At 46.9% G+C, this 16,780-nt stretch carries 12 protein-coding genes; 4 read left to right on the plus strand and 8 right to left on the minus strand.

Annotation, left to right across the window (positions count from 1 at the left end; all coding sequences use genetic code 11):
• Positions 1–510: 510 nt before the first annotated feature.
• On the minus strand, positions 511–858 hold the full coding sequence (locus HMPREF2983_RS07820; RefSeq protein WP_231291768.1) for a hypothetical protein: 348 nt from the start codon (positions 856–858) through the stop codon (positions 511–513).
• Positions 859–1,138: 280 nt separating this feature from the next.
• Between HMPREF2983_RS07820 and HMPREF2983_RS07825 the strand changes: the two genes are divergently transcribed.
• From HMPREF2983_RS07825 to HMPREF2983_RS07835, 3 genes are all read left to right on the plus strand, one after another.
• On the plus strand, positions 1,139–1,582 hold the full coding sequence (locus HMPREF2983_RS07825; RefSeq protein ID WP_018920314.1) for a D-Ala-D-Ala carboxypeptidase family metallohydrolase: 444 nt from the start codon (positions 1,139–1,141) through the stop codon (positions 1,580–1,582).
• An 81-nt stretch (positions 1,583–1,663) separates the two neighbouring features.
• Positions 1,664–2,122, plus strand: a complete 459-nt coding sequence (locus HMPREF2983_RS07830) for an HU family DNA-binding protein (RefSeq protein ID WP_004378346.1) — start codon at positions 1,664–1,666, stop codon at positions 2,120–2,122.
• Between the two features lie 237 nt (positions 2,123–2,359).
• Complete coding sequence (locus HMPREF2983_RS07835) at positions 2,360–2,512, plus strand: smalltalk protein (protein WP_004375499.1); 153 nt, start codon at positions 2,360–2,362, stop codon at positions 2,510–2,512.
• A 24-nt stretch (positions 2,513–2,536) separates the two neighbouring features.
• On the opposite strand, the gene HMPREF2983_RS07840 is transcribed toward HMPREF2983_RS07835, so the two are convergent.
• Genes HMPREF2983_RS07840 through leuS form a run of 6 tightly spaced genes read right to left on the minus strand, consistent with a single transcriptional unit; the run spans position 2,537 to position 12,063 of the window.
• Positions 2,537–4,000 carry an oligosaccharide flippase family protein gene (locus tag HMPREF2983_RS07840; protein WP_070667632.1) on the minus strand — a complete coding sequence of 488 codons (1,464 nt, stop codon included), beginning with the start codon at positions 3,998–4,000 and terminating at the stop codon, positions 2,537–2,539.
• On the minus strand, positions 3,997–5,457 hold the full coding sequence (locus HMPREF2983_RS07845) for a hypothetical protein (protein WP_070667633.1): 1,461 nt from the start codon (positions 5,455–5,457) through the stop codon (positions 3,997–3,999). The genes HMPREF2983_RS07840 and HMPREF2983_RS07845 overlap by 4 nt, the downstream gene beginning before the upstream one ends.
• On the minus strand, positions 5,433–7,541 hold the full coding sequence (locus tag HMPREF2983_RS07850; protein ID WP_141757645.1) for a type IX secretion system anionic LPS delivery protein PorZ: 2,109 nt from the start codon (positions 7,539–7,541) through the stop codon (positions 5,433–5,435). The genes HMPREF2983_RS07845 and HMPREF2983_RS07850 overlap by 25 nt, the downstream gene beginning before the upstream one ends.
• A 41-nt stretch (positions 7,542–7,582) precedes the next feature.
• Positions 7,583–8,203 carry a non-canonical purine NTP diphosphatase gene (locus HMPREF2983_RS07855; RefSeq protein ID WP_070667634.1) on the minus strand — a complete coding sequence of 207 codons (621 nt, stop codon included), beginning with the start codon at positions 8,201–8,203 and terminating at the stop codon, positions 7,583–7,585.
• Positions 8,200–9,156 carry a YitT family protein gene (locus HMPREF2983_RS07860; RefSeq protein ID WP_070667635.1) on the minus strand — a complete coding sequence of 319 codons (957 nt, stop codon included), beginning with the start codon at positions 9,154–9,156 and terminating at the stop codon, positions 8,200–8,202. The genes HMPREF2983_RS07855 and HMPREF2983_RS07860 overlap by 4 nt, the downstream gene beginning before the upstream one ends.
• Complete coding sequence (gene leuS / locus HMPREF2983_RS07865; protein ID WP_070667636.1) at positions 9,157–12,063, minus strand: leucine--tRNA ligase; 2,907 nt, start codon at positions 12,061–12,063, stop codon at positions 9,157–9,159.
• A gap of 750 nt (positions 12,064–12,813) precedes the next feature.
• On the opposite strand from leuS, the gene HMPREF2983_RS07870 reads away from it, so the two are divergent.
• On the plus strand, positions 12,814–13,539 hold the full coding sequence (locus tag HMPREF2983_RS07870; protein ID WP_070667637.1) for a nitroreductase family protein: 726 nt from the start codon (positions 12,814–12,816) through the stop codon (positions 13,537–13,539).
• A 263-nt stretch (positions 13,540–13,802) separates the two neighbouring features.
• Here HMPREF2983_RS07870 and mutS read toward each other — a convergent pair whose 3' ends face one another.
• Positions 13,803–16,463, minus strand: a complete 2,661-nt coding sequence (gene mutS, locus HMPREF2983_RS07875; protein WP_018920631.1) for a DNA mismatch repair protein MutS — start codon at positions 16,461–16,463, stop codon at positions 13,803–13,805.
• Between the last annotated feature and the right edge of the window lie 317 nt (positions 16,464–16,780).

The raw sequence follows: 16,780 nt of genomic DNA on the forward strand, positions 1-16,780 counted from the left end.
CGAGCTTGGAGCGTCTTCTTAGGAAACAAAATGAGTTCGTTTATACCCTAACAGCCTTTATATCTTCTAAAATATTCTTAGATATTCTCAGATGTCGCTTGCGACAAGGAGGCCTGAAATGCAAGGGGAAACGTTGCATCCCAATCTCTGCATTCTTCGTTTCCTAAGCACAACGGGCAACAAACAGCAGGAGGAGAAGTAGAAAAAGAAAAGAGAAAACCAATTGGTTACCTTCCCCGTGGATGCAAGGAAACTAACAGACATAAAAAAACCTCCTCGCGAATGCGTGGAGGCCAGTCTAACCTGAACGTCTTTTTACTTGCTAAATCAAATGCTAATAACTACAGAGATAGACTTAGTACCGGATATCACATCCGGCTGATTTCTCCTTTCATTAACAGTTCTTTTACGTTGCAAAGATACAAAATAAAAAAGAAGTGCTGTTATACATTTTGCGGGTAAACTTGATGATATTGCGGTTATTAAGGGCTTTTTACCCGACGAAAGCAGTTATTTCTTGACAATATGGTTAAATAGTGGGCGTGGAGAATGGTGCAAGGCAGCCTCATAACGCCGCATGAGTGGTGGGCGATGCAGGTTTTTGCGCTGTCGGGCTTTGGTGAGATACGACCTCGGATTGTGGGGCTCATGACGGTTGAGCCGCAGGCAGATGTCATGGGTGAGTCGGCCGAAAGTATAGCGACGTCCGTTCTCATCAAAGAGTTCACAACTCATGACCACGGCATTGATCACCTCGAGCAGGTCGGTGGTAGTGCCTTTCCATGCGTAGCCTGCATGGGGAGAGAGGGCAAGAATAGCGATGATTTCACTCCTCATGGTTTCTAAAATTCTTTCCATTTCATTCTTTTTTAGTTCGTTTTCCGTTCTTATTTCATGGCTTTCATCGTTCATGATGACTACGGTTGCCAAGTGTCTTCAATGTGCAAAGATAGCAGTTAATATGGAAGTATTTCTTCACTTCCTTGGTTTTGCACGTTAATGGAAATTAAATCCTCACTTTTTTCAGCATGTATCAGTTTTTTGTATCAAATAAAACTTGACAAATGGGGTGTTGATTTTGTATCTTTGCAACGTGTTCAGGATAACAATTTTCTTAGACCTTAATACTCAGGAAAAGATGAAAGAAACAACTATGGAAATGTATTCGCCTCATTTCTCAAAACAGGAAATGCAACGGTCGGGCATGGCGATCAGACTCGGTATAGAGAATAAGCCCGGCCGTGAAGAAGAGGAAAATCTCAAAGCGCTATGCCTCAATGTGCTGGAGCCACTCCGCAAGCGTTTCGGCCGCATCATCATCACGAGCGGATATCGCTCAGAAGCCCTTAACAAAGCGGTTTTCGGAGAACCAAGCTCACAACATCTCAAGGGTGAGGCTGCCGACATTCACATCCCCAACGAAGAAGTGGGACGGCGCTATTTTCGCTTCATCAAATATGTACTCGATTATGATCAACTGCTCTTTGAGCGCCGCTTGTCAAACGGTTGCATGTGGCTCCACGTGAGCTATTGCAGAGATCGGAAGCACAACCGACACGAGGCAGTTGAAATGAACTTCTGAAAGCAAACGTTTCGCAATATTCCAATTGGAAAAACTATCGTAAAATTATTAACAATTTAACTAAAAGAAAGGGTAACAGTTATGGCAGTAATCTACAAGATTTACAAGAACAACAACAAGAAAAATGCCGGTTTCGGAAAGTTTTATGCACGTGCCATGCACAACGGTACGACAAACCTTGATGATATCGCAGCCATCATTGAGCGCAACTGCTCCATGAAGAAGAGCGACGTGAAGGCTGTGCTGACGGAGTTGGTAGAGGTGATGACCGCACAGATTCAGGACTCGAAGCGCGTGAAACTTGACGGTTTGGGAACGTTTAAGATTGGCATCAGCACGAAAGGTGCAGAGTCGGCAGCAGCCTTCAACCCAGCCAAGCACATCAAGAACATGCGGGTAATCTTCATGCCCGAGGTTCATGTGGAGCGCGACTCACGCAAGCACATCAAGGCATTGCTCAGTGGTGTCAACGTAACGGAAATGAAACAGTACACGATTGAGAAGAAAAAGAAGAAGCCGGCTTCACAGCCCGGTGTCTGAAAGCAGGTTGGCTTTCTCTCTGTCTGAAGCCTGTCGCGCTTAATGGTTTCTGTCCTTCATTATTCCTGATAGGGCAGAAACCTACAGATAGAGCATGTGGAAGAATTGAAGTTTCTGCGGAGGGAGAGTTCATGGAAATGCTGTATTCCAAGTCATGCGCCATACATTCAATGAACTCCCCATTCAACATGCAGCATTCCAAATTATTGTATCATCATTAAAACAACAGAATAAAACATGGATAAAATCAGAATTAATCAGTGGAAATTAGTCATTAAGATCATCATCGCTGTAGCTACGGCCATATTGGGCGCAATCGCTTCTCCCGATACCGACAGCATTTCCCGACAGTTCAGGAAAGGAAACAGTGCGAAGTTGTTGGAGAATTAAGTAAACTCCTCTGTTTTATTGTCTTTACTCCCCCTTTTTGTTCCCCTTGTGTGAGGAATGAAAGGGGGAGGCTTTATGTGGTATACTCACTGCTAATAACAATGCACCTGCAACCCAATAGGGCCAGCCTTTAAGAGTGAGTACGGCTGCAAGCGTAATCAAACCGAGGGAGAGTTGGAAGACGAAGCGCAGAAGGGCATGGCGGGAAAGACGATAGCCATATATATAATAGGTATAGACGAGGACGAAAAGGAACTCGAGGAAAGAGGCCACGGTGAGCGCATAGCCTGTTGCGGTGAGGCCACCGAAGTGGAAACCAGCAATGACAGCTACCACAAGGAGCAGAGCTGCCACAGCTTCCTGCAACAGATAATGGCGTGAGTCGCCTCGCGATAAGGCAATATATTCCATGGGAAGCGTCATGGCTCGCAGATACATGGCGAGGATGCTGCCACGCATCATGTCGATGACAGGCAGGAAATCATGGCTGAAAAGCAGGGGAAGAAGGATGGGAAGCCCCACGGTCATGGCCACAAGGAGCGGAGAGATGACCATTGTACTTGCCTCTATCTGTCGGTTGACAATCTTGTTGAATTCACCTCCCAAGTTTTTTACGCCCGAAAGTCGGGGGAAGAAATCGGTTTCCATAGCATGAAACACCATGCCACCATAGGTCATTGTGACCATGAAACCTGCATTGTAAAGGCCCACAATCTGGATATCTCCGGCATGAGAAAGGTAGCTTCGGATGATGAAGTCGGCTGCACTGGCCAGAATACCCGAAGCAACAAAGGCCACTCCGAGGCGCACCATGCCGTAGCCCTCAGACAATTTGCCTTGCTTGAAACTGAATTTCAAAGGATAGCGATGCAGGGAAAAGAAGATGACGAGCACCCACTGAATGGCTGCTGCAAGGACAATAACGGGCACAATGGCTGCCTCTCGCCACACATAGAATAACGGTATGGAGGTAAGCAAAGCTCCGAGTACGCCATAGACCGACTGCAGTGCAAGCTGGCGCAGTTGTCGGGTAGCTTTCAGAATGGCGGTTTCACCGGCAGCAAGTGCAAGGAAAGCTATCGTAGGAGAAAGGGCTATGAAATGCAGGGTGTGGTTGCCCCAGGAGAAAGTGAAGCGGTTGAGCAACGGACTTAGAAGGATGCAAAGCAACATTCCGGCAATCGCCGTGAGTGCCACCCACATGCGGATAATCTGAATGCGATGTTTCAAACGCTCTTCATCTCCCTGCTCGTAGGCTGCCGAAAGCTCGCGCACGGCACTCATGGAGAGGCCGAGATTAGTCGAATCAGACACGAGTTTCACCGTAGCATTAAACAAAGAGATGAGTCCCATGCCTCCGGTGCCTAACAATACGGCCACCACCTTGTTACGAACAATGCTCATCAAGATGTTCAAGCCCTGCACACCACCGAAGATACCCATGTATTTGAGAATGTGGCGATAGCTGTTGTTGTCGGTCGGCTTCATGGTTTTTGCTTGTCTTGGGCATTCCTTTTGGCAACGGGCATTACCGTTTCATGCTCGATGAGCAGCACTTTTTGAAAGCCTGCACGATAGGCACTATCGGCGATTTCGGGCACACGTGACCGTTGTTTCTCGGGAATAGAGACGTCTTCCCATGTTTGGGGCCAGCGATAGGCAGTTCTCAGTTGCACGCTATTTCCCCATGCAAAGGCATCGGTGGGGCGCACGCAGAAAGTAGAATACTTGCGATAGCCGTCAACAATATTAATACTGAAAATGCTATCTACAGGTTCTCCCAGCGCATGAAGCGCCTGTTTGGAAATTCGTTCCTGGCGTAGTCCCGAGAGATAGGTCTCATGCCAGTGGTGCAAGGCGATGAAACTCATTGTGAAAAGGCTGACCGTCATCAGGGAAAGCAGGAGCGGTTTGCGCGGTAGGCGGGTGATGATGAGAGCCCACAACAGAACCATCAAGGGCATAAGGCCATAAGCATGCATCGCCGTAAAAACGGTTGCAAGATGGGGAGCGGCTGCAATGAGCACACAAAGCAGCAGAAGCAGCCCCGTTTTTCCAAACATAGTCTGTCGACCTTTGACCGAGATATAGCCGAAAAAAGACAGCGTGAGAACTGCTGAACATATGGCCCAAAGGTAGTTTCTGTCGTGAACGAGGGCCACATAGTCCAAAGGCAGGAAAGTTAATCCGATGAAAGCGAAGAGGTCTTTGAGTTTTGCAACAATCGTTGTCTCTATATATTCATGATTGAAAGGGCTGTGGTTGACCGGGAAACTCAACCGAACGGCGGCATAGAGCAAGACACAAAGCACACCGACGGCTACAAAACGGAATGCGGTCTGCTTTGAATGGTGGAGGAATATGCCCGCTAACAGCGGTGTAATGACAAACCACGTGATGCCGTTTTCCTTGAAAAGGGTTGCCACGTAGGTGCAGGCAATCCAGCCAACAAGCCGCCACCGACCTTTCTGTGTGATGTAACAGAGCAATCCCACGAGGTCGAACAGGAGGGAATAAGTCTGGTTAATGGAGTCGATGTCTAATACCGTTCCCAGTACTCCAGGCGCCATGTAGAAGTAAAGAATACCGAAATTAAGGGCTAAGGTATTAACTTTCAGCCACTTCAAAAGACGATATAATAGGAAAGTGTTGATAACATGGCCCGTGAAGATGCAGAGATGATTGGCAAAGGGGAATAGATTGATGTGGTGTTCAATGAAATATCCGAAGAGAGCATCAAAGGGGCGCCAATAAGAACCAAAGGGGATGAGTCGCTCAGAAAGACTCTTGGGGTAGGGAGCTGTGAAGTAAGTGAAGTCGTCAAAGGTTGGCATGAGGAGCGTCACCCCATAGAACACGAGGGGAAGTGTCAGTATGATGCCCCACATAGCCCATTGATGTGACAATTTGTTGCACAAGGTTATCGGATGATTGCGATTTTGCATACAACTCCTTTCTGTCCATTTTGTGTAGCCACTTCTACCATATAAATGCCCGAAGCCACGCGTTGTCCGTTTTTGTTGCAGCCGTCCCAGGTGAAGAGTCCGCCATTGCTGCGCCCTTCTTTCACGAGTGTGCCGTTGGCTGTCGTAATCTTTACATCGGCATTATAGGATAGTCCGGTGATGTTTATAGGCCCCGTATAATCTGGTTTGACAGGATTGGGATAGGCATAGACACTTTCCTGCGTCATGGTTTCGGCTGCTTCAGTGGCATTGCTCTTGTAGGAGCAAAGGCCTTTATCCGTTCCAAAGAACACTTCTCCCGTGGTACCATTGATTGCAATGCTCTCTATGGTGTTGGAAATAAGCGGACTGTTCTCTGCCGTGAAATGCTGCTGTTCTTCAATGTTGTTGCTGCTGACGAGATAAACGCCATTGCCATTGGTGGCAAACCATTTGCGGTTAGCACCGTCAATGGCTATGGCGGTGATGTCTACGCCATTCAACAGATAGTCGGCATAGTTGGTTCCATCGTTGCGGGGCACTTTTATCTGTTGGAAAACAGGATTGTCACTATCCATCTGTGAAGGCTCAAGCATCAGAGGTCCCACATTCGTTCCTATCCAAATGTTGCCTTCCTTATCTTCAACGGCGCAGCGCACGTTCCATAATTCCTTGAGTTTTGTTCCGTCTTGATTGGTGAATGAGGTGAAAGTATGCAACGTCTTGCTTTGCGGCTGATAGGAATAAAGCGAGGGAAGTGTCCAGTTGTTGTTGACAAACCACAGGCGACCACGACTGTCGAACATAAGATTTTGGACATTGGCAAGGCTTCTTCCGTTGAAACTCATCAGCACAGGCGTTGAGTGAGAGGTCCATTTTTGATCGGAATATTGCAACAGTGAAGATATTTTCGACTGACTGTTGAACACCCAAAGATTGTCATTGCTGTCGAATTTCACACCAGTCACCAACTCATACTCCATGCTTTCGTCGTTGGTAGCAAAGTTTATCGGAGCGTTCTTGTGATTGTAAAAGGCCTTGAAATGACCATTTTGAAATTCATAAAGTCCGTTGCGTGCACCTGCGAAAAGGTGGTTTTCGTCTTTGGGATCGATGTCAATGCAGTATATGTCTTGATAGCTCAGGCCCGTGGTTGGCTTGATTTTCGCCTCGTCTTGATAAATATCCCATGTGTCGCCGTCCCACACTTGTATCGTTCCTTCTCTGTAAGGTGCGTTATATCCCCCGCAGGTATAGAGCTTTCCCTGGTGGAATTTCATATAGCCGAAGTAGTTGTATTGTGGGCCACCGGGATTGGCATTAGCCACTTTTGCCCACAATGCAGACAGGTCTTCAGGCGTTTTTTCTACATAAGTTCCTACGCGTTTCCAGTTGTTTTTATCGGCAAGATTTGTGGTGAGCAGGGCTGAATAAAGTCCTGCGCTTTTGCTTGCAGCAAAGAGTTTGTTGTCGCGGATATAGCAGTAGTTCACTGAAAAGCCGAGTTTGTAGGTGTCGCTGATTTCTGCATTGCCCACATTCAGCTTCACAATGCCAAACCCTGTGGCCAGATAAGCATAGCGTCCCGAAACATAAATGCCGTGAATGGTCTTGTCGACAATCATGGATGTATTGTAATAGGCGCTGACATTCGTCACCTCTCCCACATCATTCATCAGGTCGATGTTCTGGTTGGCATAAACAATCACTAATCTTCGTGCAGCCTTGTTATAGGCTATGTGTGTGATGTTTCCATCCGAAAGTCCGTTCACCTTGTCGAAAGTGCGCACACTTTGGTCGTTGGGGTTATAGGAATAGAGCCCGTTACTGGCCAGCACATAAATCAAAGAACCATTGGCCTGCACTATCTGTTGCGGTGAAGCGTAAGACAGATAGGAGCGCCACGTGAAAGAAGAAAGGAGGAGAAACAGAGCAAGAAGCAGAATTCCACTTCCTATCCCTTTGCTTTTTCCGTTGCACGGGCTCAACGAACGGCCCCCTTTAGTTCTCCAATCAGAGGGAAACTGCTGGTTGCAGGAATAATGAAAAATCTTTGTGATATGATGTTTTCCGGCTCTTGTCATGTCTTTTCTATAATGTCTGATAACTTTCGTCTCCTTTGCTTTCACCCTCTTTTCTTTGGAGAGGAATTGGTGATGAGACTTTTCGCCAACTTCTCCACAGCCCTTGCTCTATGGCTGATCTTGTTTTTGATTTCCTCACCAAGTTCGGCAAAGCTCTTGTCATAGCCTTCGGGGATGAAGACCGGGTCGTAGCCAAAGCCCGCTGTGCCACGCTTTTCGGTGGCTATCTTCCCTTCAACAATACCTTCAAAAAGCGTCTCATGATAGCTGCCGGGATTGTCGGCATCGTGTTGAATGAGTGAGATTACCGTGCGAAAGCGGGCATTTCGGCGGGTAATATCAGTCATCTTACGCAGTAACTTGACTGTGTTTGCCTCGCTGTTATGGTCATATTGCTCGGCATAGCGGGCACTGTAGACTCCCGGTTCACCATCCAGGGCCTCCACTTCCAAGCCGGTATCATCGGCAAAGCAGTCAAGCCCATAGTGCTCATACACGTATAAAGCTTTCAGATGGGCATTCTCTTCAAGCGTCTGACCTGTTTCGGGGATGTCTGCATCGCAGCCGATATCCTTCAAAGAAACGATTTCAAAGGCGCTGCCGAGTATCTCGCGGATTTCGGTCAGCTTGTGTGTGTTGTTGGTTGCAAAGACAATTTTCATGCTTGAATGTTCTTTTTCCTGTTGGCTTCGAGTTTCTTTTTCACGCTCACCTTCATTTCATCAAATCCCTCACCATATACACCGACAACGCTACTCTGGCTGACAAAGGCATTGGGGTCGATGAGTTTGATGAGGCGGAAGATGTCGGTGCTTTCGCGTTTCTTGGCAAGAATACAGAGCACCTTGACCTCCTGCCCCGTGTACCAACCGTGCCCATCGAGGATGGTTACGCCATGACCTGTTTCTATGCCGATAGCATTGGCTATTTCCTGATACTTTCGTGAGAAGATCATGAACTGCACACTTTCGCGTCGGGCATTCATGATATAGTCGAGAGAGAAGTTCTCAAGGGTCATCACGCAAAGGCCGAACATCACTTTGTGAGCGCGTTCGAGATAGCTTCCAAACTGCGGAAAGAACATACAGCTGCCGATGATGCAGAAGTCAACCGCAATAAGTACGGTGCCGAGCGACACGTTATGATACTTGTTGACAGAGGCAGCGATGATGTCTGTGCCACCGGTTGAACCGTTATGCAGGAACACCGTAGAAAGTGCCACACCTGTAATGACGCAGCCTATAATCATAGACATGAAGTCCTGTCCCTCGCCAAGAAGCTTGATAGGCATGCCGTTGGGCTGCTTGGGAATGAGGTCCTGAGCGACAATCAGCAGGAAATAGAGCAGGAAGATGGCGTAGATGGTCTTGAAGAGAAACTTAAAGCCCAGCACCTTCAGCGCTACCACGAGCAGCGACAGGTTGATGATGATGTAGGTGTTCTGTACATGGAAGCCCGTAGCATAGTAGATAATGGCCGAAAGACCGGTCACACCACCCGCCACAATCTGATAGGGCATGAGGAACACCGTGAACGAAATGGTATAAAGCATGATGCCGAGCGTGATGAAGAAATAGTCCTTCACCTCATCCCAATACTTGATATTCTCCATCATTTACTTAATGACAATATTAACGATTTTCTTTGGAACGATGATCACTTTCACAATCTGTTTGCCCTCCATATACTTCAGGCTGCGCTCATCGGCTTTCACTTCACGCTCTATAGTGGCGTTGTCGGCGTCGGCTGCAAATGTCTTCTGATAGCGGGCTTTACCGTTGAAGCTGACTGTGAGCTGCATTTCGCTCTCCACAAGATACTTTTCATCGTAGCTTGGCCATGCTGCATCGCACACGGTTCCCTTGTTGCCAAGCACATGCCAGAGTTCTTCGGCCACGTGGGGAGCAAAGGGTGAAAGCAGCACTACCATCTTCTGCAATAGCTCGCGGTTGTGACATTTCTGCTGACCGAGTTCGTTAACGGCAATCATGAAGGCTGAAATCGAGGTGTTGTAGCTGAATTTCTCAATATCTTCGGTTACTTTCTTGATGAGCTTATGCAAGCTCTTGAGATTTTCTTTCGAGGGCTCGACATCGTCAACTATCAGTTTTTCTTCACCTCCGCGCTCCCAGAAGAGACTCCAGAACTTCTTGAGGAAGCGGTGACAACCGTCAATGCCATTGGTGTCCCAAGGCTTGCTGGCTTCAACCGGGCCGAGGAACATCTCATACAGACGCAGTGTGTCAGCGCCATAATCCTTGATGATATCATCGGGATTGACCACGTTGTACATGCTCTTCGACATCTTTTCGATAGCCCATCCACAGATATATTTGCCGTCTTCGAGTATAAACTCGGCATTGTTGTATTCAGGACGCCACTGCTTGAAAGCCTCGGTGTCGAGGATATCGTTCTTGACCAAGTTCACCCACACGTGGATTGGAGTCGTGTCATATTGGTCTTTGAGACCTTTTGACACGAAGACAGGAGCCTTGGAGTGGTCATCAGAGTTCACACGATATACGAAGTTCGAGCGTCCCTGTATCATACCTTGGTTGATAAGTTTCTCATAAGGCTCTTCCTTGCAGCTCACTCCGCAGTCATGGAGGAACTTATTCCAGAAGCGGCTATAAATCAAATGGCCCGTAGCATGCTCGGTTCCACCTACGTAGAGGTCTACATTCTGCCAGTATTCATCGGCCTCCTTGCCCACGAGTGTCTTGTCGTTCTTCGGATCCATGTAGCGAAGATAGTAGGCAGAACTGCCTGCAAAGCCCGGCATGGTGTTGAGTTCGAGGGGGAAGACGGTCTTGTTGTCCACGAGACTCTTGTCTGTAACCTGCTTCTTGGCTTCGTCCCAGGCCCATTTCTTGGCGCGTCCCAATGGAGGTTCTCCTGTTTCGGTGGGTTCGTATTTGTCAATTTCGGGAAGTTCGAGTGGCAGACATTCTTCGGGAATCATATAGGGCATGCCATTCTTGTAGTAGACAGGGAACGGCTCTCCCCAATAGCGCTGGCGTGAGAAAATAGCATCGCGCAGGCGGTAGTTCACCTTCACACGGCCCAGCTGATGCTTAGTCACAAATTCCTTGGTGGCTGCAATGGCCTCTTTCACGGTCATACCATTGAGGCTGAAACCATCTAATGTCTCAACGCCTTCACATGGAGAATTCATCACAATTCCCTCCTTGGCATCAAAGCTTTCCTCGCTTACATCGGCACCCTCTATCAGTGGGATGATAGGCAGGTTGAAGTGTTTGGCAAAGGCATAGTCGCGACTGTCGTGTGCAGGAACGGCCATGATAGCCCCCGTGCCGTAGCCGGCGAGCACATATTCTGAAATCCATACTGGGATTTTAGCACCTGTGAAAGGATTGACAGCATAGCTTCCGCTGAACACACCCGTTACCTTACGGTCGCTCATGCGGTCGAGTTCGGTGCGCTTCTTCACGTAAGCTAAATATTCTTCTACCTCCGCTTTCTGTTCCTTTGTCGTCAGTTTCTCCACCAATTCACTTTCAGGTGCCAGCACCATGAACGTCACTCCGAATATCGTGTCCGCCCGAGTGGTAAAGATAGTGAAATACCCCTCTGCTTTTAATACATCAGACATATCACTCCCCTCCCTTTTCGGGGAGGGGTCGGGGGAGAGGTAAAACTCCATCTCCGTACCTTCCGAGCGACCTATCCAGTTGCGTTGTGTCTCCTTGATAGAGTCAGTCCAGTTGATGGTTTCCAATCCATCGAGCAGACGTTGTGCGTAGGCTGAGGTGCGAAGACACCATTGCTGCATCTTCTTCTGAACGACAGGATAGCCTCCACGTTCGCTCACTCCGTTGACCACTTCGTCATTGGCAAGCACGGTTCCCAGGCCCTGACACCAGTTGACAACGGTCTCTCCCAAGTAGGCAATGCGGTAGTTCATCAGCACCTTCTGCTGTTCTTCTTCGCTCATGGCTTTCCATTCCTCGGCTGTGAAGTGCAGTTCTTCGGTCTGTGCAACGTCAAGTCCCGCTGTACCTGAAGTTTCAAAGTGCTTGATGAGGTCGGCAACAGGGCGTGCCTGCTGACATTCATTGCAGAAATAACTGCCGAACATTTTCATGAAAGCCCACTGTGTCCAGTGGTAATATTGTGGGTCACAGGTGCGCACTTCGCGGTTCCAGTCAAATGAAAACCCAATCTTATCCAACTGTTCGCGGTAGTGGTTGATGTTTGTTTCGGTCGTGATAGCCGGGTGTTGTCCCGTTTGAATGGCATACTGTTCAGCCGGAAGTCCATAGGCATCATAGCCCATTGGGTTGAGCACATTGTAGCCCTGCAATCGCTTGAAGCGTGCATAGATGTCGCTTGCAATGTAGCCTAAGGGATGACCCACATGCAGACCTGCTCCCGATGGATAGGGAAACATATTGAGCACATAGTATTTCTTCTTCGTCTTATCCTCTGTCACCTTGTACGTTTGGTGCTCGGCCCAGGCCTTTTGCCATTTCTTCTCGATTTCACTGAAATTGTAATCCATTTCTATCTTGTTTTATTTCTGTTTTCGTTTCATTTCCTCACGCCAGTCTTCATGCGCGCTATTGATAATGTGTACAAAGGTAGTGTTTTTAATTCAAAATTCATCATGCACCGTGTATAATTCCGTTCTACCGCGCATGTTTTTATACCGTAGCATCTGTTTCCATGTCACAGCAATCGGCAACTCAAATGAATTGTTTTTCCATTTCCACCAAATGTTTTCATATAGAAATTTCGTTTTCCTCTTTTTCACCGTAATTTACTCCTATTCGGGATAGAGAAATATAAGATGAAAGGCATGAATGACAAAGTTGTTTTTATATTGCTCGCAGTCATTAAAAAACCAATATTTCTGATGAAACATCATAAATAATCACTAAATATCTTATGTCAAAACATCTATCATTCAAAGCAAATGATTATCTTTGCATATGAGAATAAGATGCATTCTCATTGATGTAGAAATCTGTTATTAAAAGTACTTCACCGGTTTTCGACCGGCATTATTAAATTAATTTATGCAACAAGATAACTTCTTCATTTCCAACTAAATATATTTAGAAATTATTTTGCAGTGTCATCTGACGCAAGTTGAAAATCCTGATCCTTGAACATGGCAAATCACCTGCCTTTGATAGGAAAACAGAATGATGCATCATCAAAAATTATACACGACAGATTGGAGGTTTTTCACATGTAACAAATGATTTTTCCCAACAGGAAATAAAGGATGATTAAATACTAAAGAGTTATGAGTTTACAGGAGATTTTGAACCACAGAAGGGCTGTTCGCCATTTCGACCCCAACAAACCGTTAGATACCTCGGTAGTAAAAGATTGTATAAAGCAGGCAACACTCGCGCCAACAAGTTCCAACATGCAGCTTTGGGAGGCCTATCATGTGACAGATAAAAAGGTGCTTGAAGCCTTGAGTCATGCTTGTTTCGACCAACTCACAGCACGTACGGCGCAGCAAATGGTAGTGTTTGTGACCCGACAAGGACAGTATAAGCAGCATGCAAAAGATGTTCTTGCGTTTGAAAAAGACAATATCAGGCGCAACAGTCCTGTCGAGAAGCAGGAGAAACGCATTAAGAAACAGACGCTATATTATGAAAAAGTGATACCATTTATCTATTCACGTTGCTTTGGTCTGTGGGGACTTGTGCGCAAAGCGTTGGCACAATGCATCGGTCTTTTCCGTCCGATGATACGCCAGATGAGTGAAGGCGACATACGGGTCAACGTACATAAGAGTTGCGCTTTAGTCGCTCAGACGTTTATGTTGGCTATGAGTGAGGCGGGATATGACACTTGTCCGCTTGAAGGTTTCGACAGTTGGCGGGTGAAAAAAGCCTTGCATCTGCCCTATGACACAGAAATAAACATGGTTGTTACCTGTGGCATTCGACTGCCAAATGGCGTCTGGGGCGACCGTTACCGCCGTCCGTTTGAGGAGCAATATCATAAGATATGAAGCCTCACCCGACCCCTCCGAAAGGAGGGGAGAAAAGAGAAAGCCTCTCCCCCAGCCCCTCTCCAAGGAGAGGGGAGTCAGAGAATGAGGACTTACTTGATGCTATATGAAACGAAGTTAGATGTTAAGTAATTGTGCATTATGAGCTAACTCAACTCGTACTCCCCTCCTTGGGAACCGTAGGTCGCTGTTCGTTGAGCGAGCGAAACGAGGAAAGCAATGGGTCGGAGGAGGCTTTTATGATATGCATAATGCATTAAAAACTACTTTCCTTTCAGTATTTTTTTGATGTCATTCAGCTTGTTGAGTGCCTCAACAGGCGTAAGATTATTCACATCAAGACCAAGGATTTCATCGCGTATCTGTGCCAATACGGGGTCATCAAGCTGGAAAAAGCTGAGTTCCATGCCTCCCCTGTGCTCGGCAATCTTGCTGGTATTGGGCTTGCCTGCACGTCCCACACCAGCGTTGTCGGCCTCCAATTCCTTCAGAATAGCATTGGCACGCTTGACAATCGAACGTGGCATACCGGCTATTTCGGCCACATGAATACCGAAACTGTGCTCACTTCCGCCCTTCATCAGCTTGCGAAGGAAAATCACTTTGCCGTCAACTTCTTTCACACTTACATTATAATTCTTGATGCGAGAGAAGTTCTTTTCCATCTCATTCAGCTCGTGATAATGGGTTGCAAAGAGTGTTCTTGCACGTGCTTTCGGCTGTTCATGCAAGTATTCCACAATAGCCCAAGCAATGCTGATACCGTCATAAGTGCTCGTGCCTCGGCCCAATTCATCAAACAAAACGAGGCTGCGTGACGACACATTGTTTAGGATATCAGAAGCTTCAGTCATTTCAACCATGAACGTAGACTCGCCTAATGAAAGGTTATCACTGGCTCCGACACGGGTGAATATCTTATCCACAAGACCGATTTTCGCGCGTTCTGCGGGCACAAAACAACCCACTTGGGCCAGCAACACAATGAGTGCTGTCTGGCGAAGCAATGCCGACTTACCGGCCATATTCGGTCCCGTGATCATCATGATCTGCTGTTTTTGGGTGTCAAGATATACGTCGTTAGGCACATAACGCTCGCCAAGTGGCAGTTGCGTTTCTATCACGGGATGACGTCCCTGACTGATATCGAGCACCTCACTATCGTCAATCTGCGGACGGATATAGCCGTTTTCTTCAGATGTTTTCGCAAAACTCAACAGACAATCCACACGTGCCAAAAGGTTGGCATTGATTTGAATCTGCGGGATGAAATCCTGCATGGCAAGCACCAACTCACTGAAAAGACGAGCCTCCAAAGCAAGTATCTTTTCCTCTGCTCCAAGTATCTTTTCCTCGTATTCCTTTAGTTCAGGCGTGATATATCGCTCGGCCTGAGCCAATGTCTGCTTGCGAATCCAACCTTCAGGAACCTTGTCTTTAAAAGTGTTTCTTACTTCAAGATAATAGCCGAAAACGTTATTGAAACCCACTTTCAGACTTGAAATGCCTGTTTCCTCGGCTTCCTTTTCCTGGATTTTCAGCAGATAATCTTTGCCGTTTCGACTCATTTCGCGCAATTCATCAAGTTCATCATCGTAGCCGTCTGCTATGACATCACCCTTCGTAATCAGCTGTGGCGGGTCGGGTTGTATTTCTTTTTCAATGCGCGTTTTAATGCTTTCGCAGAGATTAAGCTGTTCTCCGATGCGCTTCAATGCCTCATTCTCCGAATAAAGACAAGCCTCCTTGATCGGTCTGACAGCATCGAGTGCATTCTTCAGTTGTACGATTTCACGTGGCGAAACACGTCCTACGGCCACCTTGGAGATGATGCGTTCAAGGTCGCCCACACGATGCAATTGCTCGTCAATCAACTGGCGAAACTCAGGTTTCTGAAAGAAATAGTCTACAATATCAAGGCGTTCGTTGATGGGAGCAACGTCTTTCAACGGGAAAACAAGCCATCTTCTGAGCATGCGACCACCCATAGCCGTGACCGTGCGGTCAATGACATTGAGCAGCGAACTGCCGTCTTCCTGCATCGGAGCAACGAGTTCAAGCGAACGAATAGTAAAGCGGTCAAGTCGCACATACTTGTCTTCTTCTATGCGAGAAAGCGAAGTAATGTGATTGATTTGCGTGTGCTGGGTCAGTTCAAGATATTGAAGAATGGCACCACTGGCAATGACTCCGTTCCTCAAATGCTCCACACCGAAGCCTTTCAGCGACTTTGTGCCGAAATGTTTCAGCAGCTTCTGACGTGCATTCTGCTCGGAGAACACCCACTCATCCATTTCAAACACGCAGTATTTCGACCCGAAGAAGCGTTCAAAATCCTGCTTATGGTCGCGGTTGTAAAGCACTTCCTTCGGCGAAAAGTTGCCAAGCAGCTTCTCAACATAGTCGTATGTACCCTCTCCGGTAAGGAATTCACCCGTTGAAATATCAAGGAAACTGATGCCACATGATGCTTTCCCGAAGTGCACGGCAGCCAAGAAGTTGTTTTCTTTGTAGTTCAACACGGTATCAGCCATGGCAACTCCCGGCGTCACGAGTTCGGTAATGCCTCGCTTCACCATTTTATCCATCTCGGTGAGTCCCTTCTTTCCCTTGATCTGCTCACGCTTTTTTTTCGGGTCTTCCAGTTGGTCGCAGATAGCAACTCGCTTTCCTGCGCGGATAAGTTTGGGCAGATAAGTGTCTAAGGCATGATGGGGGAAGCCCGCCATCTCAACAGAATTCTCCACAGAATTATTGCGTCGGGTGAGCGTAATGCCCAGAATTCCGGCGGCAATAGCAGCATCTTCGCCATAAGTTTCATAGAAATCGCCACAACGAAACAGCAACAAAGCCTCGGGATGCTTTGCTTTCATCGAGAAAAACTGCTTCATCATGGGTGTCAAACCCTTATCATTTGCTGCCATAATCCTTATTTCGAATTCATTAAAATCTTAGAACTTACAAAGTTACAGAAATTCAATGAGAACAGAAAAGCAATTAGGAAGCATTAACGTTAACTTTGAAGTTTGAGATTGGTCTGCCTCAAAACAGAATGATTATCAAATAAAATCTATGCATAAAAAAGTAAGTTTTCCATACAAAACACAATGAAGTTCATTCATGAAGTGGTACAGAATATTCTAAAAGGTGAAGAACTTTTCTTTGCAGTTTAAGGCCCCTTGTCGCAAGCGACATCGAAGAATATCAGAGAATATATCAGAATATACAACGTTATTCCTTA

Source organism: Prevotella sp. HMSC077E09 (genome assembly GCF_001814685.1).
Classification (GTDB): Bacteria; Bacteroidota; Bacteroidia; order Bacteroidales; family Bacteroidaceae; genus Prevotella; species Prevotella oris.

Bases quoted from the DNA above. Each gene is read 5' to 3' on its own strand.
- HMPREF2983_RS07820 (WP_231291768.1), bottom strand. From the start codon at position 858: ATGGAAAGAATTTTAGAAACCATGAGGAGTGAAATCATCGCTATTCTT.
- HMPREF2983_RS07825 (WP_018920314.1), top strand. From the start codon at position 1,139: ATGAAAGAAACAACTATGGAAATGTATTCGCCTCATTTCTCAAAACAG.
- HMPREF2983_RS07830 (WP_004378346.1), top strand. From the start codon at position 1,664: ATGGCAGTAATCTACAAGATTTACAAGAACAACAACAAGAAAAATGCC.
- HMPREF2983_RS07835 (WP_004375499.1), top strand. From the start codon at position 2,360: ATGGATAAAATCAGAATTAATCAGTGGAAATTAGTCATTAAGATCATC.
- HMPREF2983_RS07840 (WP_070667632.1), bottom strand. From the start codon at position 4,000: ATGAAGCCGACCGACAACAACAGCTATCGCCACATTCTCAAATACATG.
- HMPREF2983_RS07845 (WP_070667633.1), bottom strand. From the start codon at position 5,457: ATGCAAAATCGCAATCATCCGATAACCTTGTGCAACAAATTGTCACAT.
- HMPREF2983_RS07850 (WP_141757645.1), bottom strand. From the start codon at position 7,541: ATGACAAGAGCCGGAAAACATCATATCACAAAGATTTTTCATTATTCC.
- HMPREF2983_RS07855 (WP_070667634.1), bottom strand. From the start codon at position 8,203: ATGAAAATTGTCTTTGCAACCAACAACACACACAAGCTGACCGAAATC.
- HMPREF2983_RS07860 (WP_070667635.1), bottom strand. From the start codon at position 9,156: ATGATGGAGAATATCAAGTATTGGGATGAGGTGAAGGACTATTTCTTC.
- leuS (WP_070667636.1), bottom strand. From the start codon at position 12,063: ATGGATTACAATTTCAGTGAAATCGAGAAGAAATGGCAAAAGGCCTGG.
- HMPREF2983_RS07870 (WP_070667637.1), top strand. From the start codon at position 12,814: ATGAGTTTACAGGAGATTTTGAACCACAGAAGGGCTGTTCGCCATTTC.
- mutS (WP_018920631.1), bottom strand. From the start codon at position 16,463: ATGGCAGCAAATGATAAGGGTTTGACACCCATGATGAAGCAGTTTTTC.